Origin of the sequence: uncultured Granulicatella sp., assembly GCF_963528195.1 — a bacterium.
Classification (GTDB): domain Bacteria; phylum Bacillota; class Bacilli; order Lactobacillales; family Aerococcaceae; genus Granulicatella.
This window is the reverse complement of record NZ_CAURVN010000057.1, coordinates 1-7,575: the sequence shown is the minus strand read 5'-3', so window position 1 is coordinate 7,575 and position 7,575 is coordinate 1. Positions and strand designations below refer to the sequence as shown.

Here is a 7,575-nt window from a genome sequence, read left to right as displayed (position 1 = left end):
TTAGTCAAAATCAGGACGTGCTTTCTTCTATTTTTGAGACTTTTTGCCCAGCCTCAATCTTGCTACGGGAAAAATTCATGGCTCTTTTTGTATGATGGGAATGGGGTGCGTAAGAATAGTATTTGTTGTAGGTGACGACGCTAGCAGCCTCGCTTTCGCGAGTCTCATGGCTAAACTTTGAGCCTTGGTCTCAAAGTTTCCTTCAATCAAAGCCAAATTCTGACTTTGATTGCTTAAGCTACAGCATACAGCATCATTGCTCTTTTGTGTTGTTAGGATGGGGGGCGTAAGATACTATCTGTTGTAGGTGACGACGCTAGCAGCCTCGCTTTCGCGAGTCTCATGGCTAAAATTCGAGCCTAGGTCTCGAATTTTCGTGCAACTAAAGCCATTGCTTGGCTTTGGTTGCTTGAGCTACAACGGATAGTATCATGGCTCTTTTGTGTTGTTGGGATGGGGGGCGTAAGATAGTATTTGTTGTATTTGACGACGCTAGTAGGCTCGCTTTCGTGAGTGTCATATTTGAACTACAACGGAAAAATTCATGGTTCTTTTATAATTGAATTTTATATGAGATTTTCATAGGAATTAATGAGGAGTTTATTAAAGTTTGGGAAGAATTATTTGTAAGCGCTTGAATCGATGGGTGAGTGTGCTAAAATAGTAGTGGTAAAAATAAACCAAAAAGGGTGGAAAATCATGAAAAAACAAAGCATGGCAATCTTATCCTCACTTGCAGTAGTTGCTGTTTTAGGAGCTTGTTCTCCGAAAAACTCTACAGATGGGGCGAATGACTCAAACGCAAAGGATAGAACATTTGCAAAGGAAGTTACTCATGAAGGAACACCAATAAAAGGTGGAACATTAAAGTATGCCATTGTAAGTGCATCTCCTTTTAATGGACTTTTTATTGATGAATTAGCTTCAGATTCAACAGATTCAGCTTTAACAGGATATGTTGATGGAACGATGTTTGAATACGACGAAAATCGTAAGCTAGTCAATTCTGGTTTAGCATCGCTTGAATTTGATGTTCCTGGAAAAACAGTGAAGGTAACATTGAATTCTAAAGATTATAAATGGTCTGATGGACAATCAGTTACCATTGATGACTATATCTTTACCTATGAAGGAATTGGGGATAAAGATTATACAGGTATTCGTTATGATGCGAATTATAAAAATATCGAAGGAATGGAAGAATTTCATAATGGACAAGCATCTAGTATTTCAGGTTTAGAAAAAATTGATGATTATTCAGTAAAAATTCATTATAAAGAAATGACTCCGTCTATGAAGTTAGCAGGTGGACCGATTAGTCCTTATATAATGCCAAAGCATATTTTTTCAACGATTCCTGTAAAAGATTGGGAACAAAGCGATTATGTTCGCGGAACAAAAGTAGTAGGGTTAGGCGCTTTTACCATTGAATCAATTGTTCCTGGCGAGTCAGTGACTTATAAAGCAAATGAGTACTATTATAAGGGAAGACCAAAATTAGATAAGGTAGTAGCAGAACTTGTTTCTCCAGATAGTATTGTTTCTGAAATGAAAGCAGGAAAATATGATATTGCCTCGATGCCAAGAGCTCAATTTGATACGTATAAAGATTTAACAAATGTGACATTATTAAGTAGTGAGGAGTCAGCTTACGAATATATTGCATTCCAATTAGGAAAATGGGATGAATCAATTGGAAAAAATGTCATGAATCCAAATGCAAAAATGTCGGATCCAGTTTTACGTCAAGCAATTGCCTATGCATTAGATATTGATCAAGCAGGAAAGAGTTTGTATAACGGATTACAAAGAGGAACAAATTCATTAATTATTCCATTCTTTAAAGATGTATATAATAAAGACCAAGAAGGATTTACTTATAACCCTGAAAAGGCTAAGAAAATGTTAGATGATGCAGGTTATAAAGATGTCAATGGTGATGGATTAAGAGAAAATAAGGATGGTTCTAAATTAACGATTAATTTTATTGCTCGTACGAGGGATGATGCAAATGAATCCTTAATTCAACAATATTTATTATGGTGGAAAGACATTGGTTTAGATGTTCAATTATTATCTGGACGTACAATGGAAGTGAATAGTTTCTATGATAAAGTAGAAGCAAATGATCCAGAAATTGATATGTATACGGCTGGATGGTCAACAGGCTTTGACCCAGATCCAACAGGTTTATATGGTGAAGATGCGAAGTTTAACTTTACACGCTTCGTAAGTAAAGAACAAACTGATATCTTCAATAAAATTAATTCTGAGGCTGCATTTGATGATGCTAAAAATATTGAATTTTATAAAGAATGGCAAAAATATGTTCATGATCAAGCATATGTTTTCCCAACTTTAATTGGTGATCAAATAACAGCTGTAAATAAGAGAGTAAAATATTATAGTACGGATATCGCTTCGAATAATCCAAAAAATGCGATTAATGAAATGGAATTAGTTGCGGATACTCCAGTCAAATAGGTTTAAGAAATTGACTTTTAGCAAGTAGTAAAGGATCTAGCTACTGTTAAAAGTCTTTTTCTTTTTATATAAATATACGAAATAACTATAACATTAAATAAGAAAAAATTAATTCTTCCTAGCCAAGCAAAAAGGTAATGAATACTGGATGGTTTTGAAAACATTTTTTTGGAAAATATTAGGAAATTATTAAAAAATTCTGTTGAAAATTATAGGAATTTTCAAAGAATCATGGTAGAATAAACATACGTAATTTTAAAAATGGAATTGTCATACAATTTGCATTTTTGGTTAAAAATTCGTATAATATCAATAATGTTTTAAGGATATTATTTAATTTGAAATATTGTATGACAGATATACGAATGTTAAAAATACTAACCATTCGAATAAGACAAAGGAGGACGAGAATTTGGCTATCGATAAACCATTATTAGAAATCAACAATTTACATGTTGGATTCCGTATTAAAGATGATTTTTATGATGCAGTTGATGGTGTTTCATTATCATTAGAGAAAAATGAAATTTTAGCAATTGTAGGGGAATCTGGATGTGGTAAATCTACATTAGCAACAACTATTATGGGCCTACATAATAAATTAAATACAAAAATCACTGGGGACATTATTTATAATGATGTGAACTTAGTGAATTTGAATGAAACTTTATATAATAAAATTCGTGGAAATGACATTGGAATGATTTTCCAAGATCCATTGGCTTCATTAAACCCATTAATGACCATTGGTGCTCAAATTGACGAAGCATTATTATATCATACAGATTTAGATGAAAAACAACGTACAGAACGTGTATTAGAATTACTTGCACAAGTAGGGATTCCAAATCCACAACGTACATTTAAACAATACCCACATGAATTATCAGGTGGGATGCGTCAACGTGTTGTAATTGCGATTGCATTATCATGTAAACCACCAATTATCATCGCTGACGAACCAACAACTGCGCTTGACGTAACGATTCAAGCACAAATCTTAGATTTATTAAATGAAATTCAAGCAGAAACACAATCAGGAATTATTTTAATTACGCACGACCTTGGGGTAGTTGCGGAAACTGCTGACCGTGTTGCAGTGATGTATGCTGGACAATTTGTTGAAATTGCTCCTGTTGAGGAATTATTTACAAATCCTAAACATCCTTACACTCGTTCATTATTACAATCAATTCCTCAAGCTGGTTCAGAAGGACAAGAGTTACACGTAATTGAAGGTACAGTTCCTCCATTACCAAGCTTACCACGTACAGGATGCCGTTTTGCTCCTCGTATTCCATGGATTTCTGCAGAAGAACATGAAGAAAATCCAACATTACACGAAGTTGGCAAAGGCCATTTTGTTCGTTGTACATGTTATAAAAATTTCCATTTTGAAGGGGAGGAAGCATAATGGGTTTTGTTAGAATTGAAGACTTAAAAGTTCACTATCCAATTAGAAGTGGCTTCTTTAACCGAGTAACGGATCATGTATATGCTGTTGATGGCGTTACATTGGAAATTGAAGAAGGAAAAACATATGGACTTGTAGGTGAATCAGGTTCTGGTAAATCAACAATTGGTAAAGCAATTATCGGTTTAGAACCAGTTACAAGCGGTAAAGTATTATATGAAGGTCAAGATGTGACAAATAAAGCACGTCGTCGTACTTCTGATTACAACCGTAATGTACAAATGATTTTCCAAGATTCATTATCAAGTTTTAATCCTAAAAAACGTATTTTAGATATTGTAGCTGAGCCATTACGTAACTTCGATCGTTTATCTCCAGAAGAAGAACGTCGTAAAGTTATCGAATTAATGGAAATTATTGGTTTGTCTGAAGAAGCATTATTAAAATACCCTCACCAATTCTCTGGTGGTCAACGTCAACGTATTGGGGTAGCTCGTGCATTAGCAAGTAATCCACGTTTAATTATTGCCGATGAACCAGTATCTGCTTTGGACTTATCTGTACAAGCGCAAGTATTAAACTATATGAAACGTATTCAAGATGAATTTAACTTAAGTTATTTATTCATTTCTCATGACCTTGGGGTTGTAAAACACATGTGTGATGAATTATTCATTATGTATCGTGGACGTTTTGTTGAAACAGGAAAAGCAAATGATATTTATGCAGATCCTCAACATATTTATACAAAACGTTTATTATCAGCCATTCCAGTTATTGACCCAGTAAACCGTGAAGCGAACAAACTACGTCGTATTGAAGCTGAGAAATTCTATCAAGAAAATCAAACAATGTACTATGACGAAAATGGTCGTGTATTCGATTTACAACAATTGTCAGATTCGCATTTTGTTGCGTTAAATCCGTCAGTAAAGGGAGGTAACTAGACATGTGGAAAACTATATTACGTCGTGTGCTACTAATGTTGCCACAAATTTTAATTTTAAGTTTATTAGCATTCTTAATTGCTAAGATGATGCCAGGGGATCCATTTACAGGTTTGATTACACCTGAAACAGATCCAAATACTATTGAAGCTTTACGTGTGAAAGCTGGTTTCTATGACCCATGGTATGTTCAATATGTTCGTTGGATGGGAAAAGCATTCCAAGGAGACTTTGGTCAAAGTTATACTTATAAATATGCTGTTACTAAATTAATTGGTGAACGTATTGGAAATACAGTTTGGTTATCATTATTAACATTAATTTTAACGTATTTGATTGCATTACCTTTAGGGATGATTGCAGGACGTTATCAAAACTCATGGGCAGATAAGTTAATCGTTGTTTACAACTTCATTACTTATTCAATTCCAACATTCGTATTTGCCTTAATTCTATTATGGTTATTTGGTTATACATTAGGTTGGTTCCCAACTCGTGGTTCGGTTGATTCAGGTGTATCACCAGGATCTGTTAATTATTTAATTAATCGATTCCACCACTTATTACTACCAGCATTAACAATGGCGATTTTATCAACAACTGGTACAGTTCAATATTTAAGAACTGGGGTAATTGATGCGAAGAGTCAAGACTATGTTCGTACAGCTCGTGCAAAAGGGGTTCCTGAAAAAGTCGTATTTAACCGTCACATTTTCCGTAACTCAATTTTACCAATCGCTGCATTCTTAGGATATGAATTCACAGGTTTAATCGGTGGTTCAGTGTTTATTGAAAACATCTTCTCATATCCAGGAATGGGGAACTTATTCGTAAGTTCAATTTCATCTCGTGACTATTCTGTTATTTTAGCGTTGTTATTACTATTTGGTACAGCAACACTATTAGGAACATTATTATCTGATATTATTATGAGTATCGTTGACCCTAGGGTTCGCGTACAATAGAAAAGGAGGAGTAGCAAATGGCGCAAGATAAAAAAGATGTAACAAAAGAAAGCACCGTATCTACCCCACCTACTGGGTTCCAGGTTATTGTGCGAGAATTTTTAAAAGATAAAATTGCTCTTGCAGCATTAATTATCTTAACTTTAATTTTCTTATTTATTTACATTGGTCCGTTCTTTATTAATGAAGCAACTGCCTTGAAAGTAAATATTTTACAACGTTATAAAGCACCAGGAGTTAATGGATTTTTATTAGGTTCTGATGAAGGTGGTCGTGATGTTTTCGCGATGTTAGTTATCGGGGCTCGTAACTCTGTAACAATTGGTTTCACGATTACAATTTTAACGTGTATTATCGGGATTATCGTTGGTTTGATTTCTGGATACTATGGTAAATGGGTGGATACTACATTAATGCGTATTGTTGATTTTATCATGATTTTACCAACATTAATGATTATCATCGTATTCGTAACAGTTATTCCAAACTATACATTATTCCACTTTATCATAATTATGACATTGTTCTTCTGGGTTGGTTCAGCTCGTTTATTCAGAACTCGTACGTTACAAGAAGCTAGTTTAGACTATGTAAATGCGTCTAAGACTTTAGGTTCTAGTGATTTACAAATTATGTTCCGTGAGATTTTACCTAACATTAGTTCATTAATCATTGTTAACTTAATTTTACGTTTAGCAGGGAACATCGGTATTGAAACTGGTTTAACTTACCTAGGTTTCGGTTTACCATATACAACTCCTTCTTTAGGAACGTTGATTTCTGCAGCGAAAACGCAAGATATTATTGAAAATAAAATGTGGGTATGGTTACCTGCGACAATTTTAATCTTAGTAATGATGTTATGTATCAACTACATTGGACAAGCTTTCCAACGTGCAGCGGATGCTCGACAACGTTTAGGTTAATATTTGAATTAGACTTCTCTATTGAGAAGTCTTTTTTGTTTTGTCTTTTTGGTTGTGTAAATTTGTATTTTTTTGTAAAATAGAAGGGCTAATAATTTTAATGGAGGATTTATGAAAGAGAAATTTAAGAAGTATCAACATTTAGTGAAGCCTTATGATATTATTATTGTAATTGCCTTGTTTATTTTATCATTTTTACCAAATGCAATTTTTGCAGTACAACAGATGGCGACTCCAACGGATGAAGCAAAGATTTATGCTGTTGTTACGATTAATGGTGAAGAAGTGCAACGTTTTGAATTAAAAGAAGATACTCCACGAGAGGAATTTATTTATTTCCCTAGTGATGACCAATATAATATTATTGAAGTAGATGGGACTAGAATTAGAGATAAGGAAGATAATAGTCCTGACCAAATTGCCGTTAAAACGGGTTGGATTTCAAGAGTGGGGCAAACGAGTATTTGTTTGCCGCATGGATTGATGATTGAGATTGTTTCAACACAGGATCCTACCGAAGAAACGGATACTATCATTCCCCTGTAAATTAGTGCGAATTAGACTTCTTGTTATTGCAGTATAGGACGCAAGCAGCCTCGCAAAAGCGAGTCTCATTGCTAAATTTTGAGCCTCAGTCTCAAAATTTCCTAGTAACAGTAGCCACAAGTGTGGCTGCTGTTACGTATACTGCTATAAGAAGTCTATTCTTCTTTAACGGATATTAATGAGAGTGCGAATAAAAGTTAGACTTCTTTGTATAGTAGAAAAGGACGCCAGTAGCCCCTGAAGTGACCCCAAAAAGTTAGACTTTTTTTGAGACGACTTAAGTCGTCTCTTTT

At 34.3% G+C, this 7,575-nt stretch carries 6 protein-coding genes; all 6 read left to right on the top strand.

The window, feature by feature from the left end:
* Positions 1 to 699: 699 nt before the first annotated feature.
* The 6 genes from RWR88_RS08225 to RWR88_RS08200 all read left to right on the top strand — a co-directional run bounded on the left by RWR88_RS08225 (position 700) and on the right by RWR88_RS08200 (position 7,282).
* A complete protein-coding gene (locus tag RWR88_RS08225) occupies positions 700 to 2,484 on the top strand; it encodes an oligopeptide ABC transporter substrate-binding protein (RefSeq protein ID WP_314451750.1) in 1,785 nt (594 codons plus the stop codon).
* A gap of 412 nt (positions 2,485 to 2,896) precedes the next feature.
* The gene (locus tag RWR88_RS08220) at positions 2,897 to 3,898 is read left to right on the top strand and encodes an ABC transporter ATP-binding protein (RefSeq protein ID WP_314451748.1); all 1,002 of its coding nucleotides are present in this window, start codon (positions 2,897 to 2,899) and stop codon (positions 3,896 to 3,898) included.
* Entirely contained in the window at positions 3,898 to 4,845 is a 948-nt protein-coding gene (locus tag RWR88_RS08215; protein ID WP_314348739.1) for an ATP-binding cassette domain-containing protein, read from the top strand. The genes RWR88_RS08220 and RWR88_RS08215 overlap by 1 nt, the downstream gene beginning before the upstream one ends.
* Positions 4,846 to 4,847: 2 nt before the next feature.
* A complete protein-coding gene (opp4B, locus tag RWR88_RS08210) occupies positions 4,848 to 5,810 on the top strand; it encodes an oligopeptide ABC transporter permease (protein WP_314451746.1) in 963 nt (320 codons plus the stop codon).
* Positions 5,811 to 5,827: 17 nt separating this feature from the next.
* Positions 5,828 to 6,736 (top strand): ABC transporter permease, encoded by a 909-nt coding sequence (locus RWR88_RS08205; RefSeq protein WP_314113138.1) that lies wholly within the window; start codon positions 5,828 to 5,830, stop codon positions 6,734 to 6,736.
* Positions 6,737 to 6,847: 111 nt separating this feature from the next.
* Positions 6,848 to 7,282: a NusG domain II-containing protein gene (locus tag RWR88_RS08200; RefSeq protein ID WP_314451744.1), complete on the top strand. Its 435-nt coding sequence runs from the start codon at positions 6,848 to 6,850 to the stop codon at positions 7,280 to 7,282.
* The last annotated feature ends 293 nt before the right edge of the window (positions 7,283 to 7,575 follow it).

What these genes read in the sequence shown, in the direction of transcription:
- RWR88_RS08225 (WP_314451750.1), top strand. Translation starts at nt 700, where the DNA reads ATGAAAAAACAAAGCATGGCAATCTTATCCTCACTTGCAGTAGTTGCT.
- RWR88_RS08215 (WP_314348739.1), top strand. Translation starts at nt 3,898, where the DNA reads ATGGGTTTTGTTAGAATTGAAGACTTAAAAGTTCACTATCCAATTAGA.
- opp4B (WP_314451746.1), top strand. Translation starts at nt 4,848, where the DNA reads ATGTGGAAAACTATATTACGTCGTGTGCTACTAATGTTGCCACAAATT.
- RWR88_RS08200 (WP_314451744.1), top strand. Translation starts at nt 6,848, where the DNA reads ATGAAAGAGAAATTTAAGAAGTATCAACATTTAGTGAAGCCTTATGAT.
- RWR88_RS08205 (WP_314113138.1), top strand. Translation starts at nt 5,828, where the DNA reads ATGGCGCAAGATAAAAAAGATGTAACAAAAGAAAGCACCGTATCTACC.